This window comes from Mycobacterium sp. (assembly GCF_049683355.1).
In the GTDB taxonomy this organism is placed as follows: Bacteria; Actinomycetota; Actinomycetes; order Mycobacteriales; family Mycobacteriaceae; genus Mycobacterium.
Genome location: NZ_JBAUJB010000447.1, coordinates 1 through 2,174, shown reverse-complemented (window position 1 = coordinate 2,174; position 2,174 = coordinate 1). Strand labels below are relative to the sequence as shown.

2 protein-coding genes are annotated in these 2,174 nt (G+C 64.7%); one reads left to right on the top strand and one right to left on the bottom strand.

Annotation, left to right across the window (positions count from 1 at the left end; all coding sequences use genetic code 11):
* Positions 1-30: 30 nt before the first annotated feature.
* On the bottom strand, positions 31-966 hold the full coding sequence (locus tag WA944_RS25525) for an IS3 family transposase (RefSeq protein WP_526609855.1): 936 nt from the start codon (positions 964-966) through the stop codon (positions 31-33).
* Between the two features lie 116 nt (positions 967-1,082).
* Between WA944_RS25525 and WA944_RS25520 the strand changes: the two genes are divergently transcribed.
* Positions 1,083-2,168 (top strand): tyrosine-type recombinase/integrase, encoded by a 1,086-nt coding sequence (locus WA944_RS25520; RefSeq protein WP_526609853.1) that lies wholly within the window; start codon positions 1,083-1,085, stop codon positions 2,166-2,168.
* Positions 2,169-2,174: the final 6 nt, after the last annotated feature.

Genomic DNA, 2,174 nt, shown 5'->3' with positions numbered 1-2,174 from the left:
TGTGGTTCCCCCGAAATCGTGGAGGGTTCCCTATGCCGCTTCCGGCTTGGTCTTGGATTCCCTGATCTCGTAGTTGACCGGCGAGAGCCCGTCTGCGGCACTGTGGCGGCGTTGGCGATTGTAGAAGGTGTAACACCAGTCGATAACCACAGCCTGCCCCTGAATAGTATCACGGAAACGATTGCGGGACAACACCTCCCATTCCAACGAGGAGAAGAACGCCTCCGCGGCAGCATTGTCGAAACACGATCCGACCCGGCCCATCGACTGCCTAATCCCCAACTGCCGGCACAGCGTGGTGAACGCGTTCGCGGTATAGGTACTACCGCGGTCGGTGTGGAATATGACCCGCTGCGACTCCTCATCCCGCCAGATCGCTTGGCGGCCACCACGCGCGGCCACCGCCATCTTGATGGCAGCGCACGCCAACTCGGCATCCGGATGCAGGCCCATCGCCGCCCCCAGCAGCCGGCGACTGAAGAGGTCGATCACCGTCGCCAAATACAGTTTCTGCCCGGACTCGGTCGGGATCTCAGTCATGTCACCGACCCATTTGCGGTTCGGCTCGGCCGCAGTGAAGTTCCGTTTGACCAGGTCAGGGAACTTCGGTGCCGTCTTGTCCTGCCTGGTGAGCCCATTGCGGCGTTTGATGCAGCGCGCCACCAAACCCTGGCGGCGCATCGAGTCGGCCACCGTCTTTTCCGACACCTCCCACCCCAGATCGCGCAGGTCAGCGATCAGCCGCGGCGAACCATGCAACCCCTTGGCCGCAGCAAACGCCGCGGCGACCGCCTCATCGAGCTGCGCGCGACGCCGATCGGTGTCGGTATGCAACCCATCGGCGCTCTCAGCACGGGTGATCCACTTGTAAAACCAGGACATGCTCACACCTAACAGTACACACGTCATCGTGTGCGGCACACGGTATTTGGTCCTCTGGTCGGCGATGAAGCGTGCCACGCTCACTTCGTCGCCTCCTTCACCCCCTCTTAACCGGCTAATAGTGACTGTTGCTGACTCCGACACGCCGGATTGCCTTGGGTGTTTGACTTGTGCTGAGACGTTCGGCATATGTAGTTCTCATGACGGAAGATCAAGCGGTCGAGTCGTTGCGTGCGGTGGAGCGGGACGGGCGGTGGTCGCTGGAGGGGTCGGCGCCCGGCGGGGTGGATGTGATAAACGACTACCTGGGCTATCTGGCCGACCGGGGATATTCACCGCGCACGGTGCGCGCTTATGCGTTCGACCTGCTGGCGTTCGCGCGCTGGCTGGTCGCGGAAGGACTGGCGGTCGAGCAGGTCACCACGGAGGTGCTGCTGCGGTTCTTGGCGTTTTGTCGTTCGGCGTCGATGCCCGGGCGGCCGGGCGGCAACGTGTATTCGATTCGCGATGGCCGCAATCTCGGCTATGCGGCGACGACGGTCAACCGTCGGCTGGCCGCGATTTCCGGGTTGTTCTCCTATCGGCAGATGCGGGATGGATCGGCAGACAATCCGGTGCCGCTTGGCGGTCCGGCACGCCGAAGCACCGGCGAGCAGAGTGGTCTTCTGGCTCACCTGCGAAAGCCCAAGCAGCGCTCGCGGTTACGCGTACGGGAACCGCGGCGGCTGCCGCGCGGCCTGGACCGCAAGGAGACCACCGCGCTGTTGGCCAGCCTGCGCACCGACCGGGATCGGGCGATCGCGGGACTGATGCTGTTGTCCGGGTTGCGTTCGGCGGAGGTGCTTGGGCTTCGGGTGCGTGATATCGACGTTGGCCGCGGTTGGGTGCGGGTGATCGGCAAGGGCGACAAGGAGCGTCGGGTTCCGTTGGACCCGGACGTGGCCGGGCTGATCCAGACCTATCTGTTCGCCGAACGCCCGGAATCGGATTGCGACACACTGTTTCTGGTTGCCAAGGGCCCCAACCGGGGCAAGCCGTTGACCCCGGCCGGGTTGCGCACGATCTTTCGCTATCATCGGATGAAGGCCGGGGTGCCGGCTGGCCATCCACACGCGCTGCGGCACACCTTCGGCACCGCGCTGGCCGAGGCGGGAGTTGACCTGGCGGTGCTGCAGGCGCTGATGGGCCACGACCACGTCGACTCCTCGGCCGCCTACATTCATTTGTCCCCGGCGCATGTGCGCGCCGCCTACGATGCCGCCCGCGACCGCCAGCGCGCCCGGTAGTGGCGC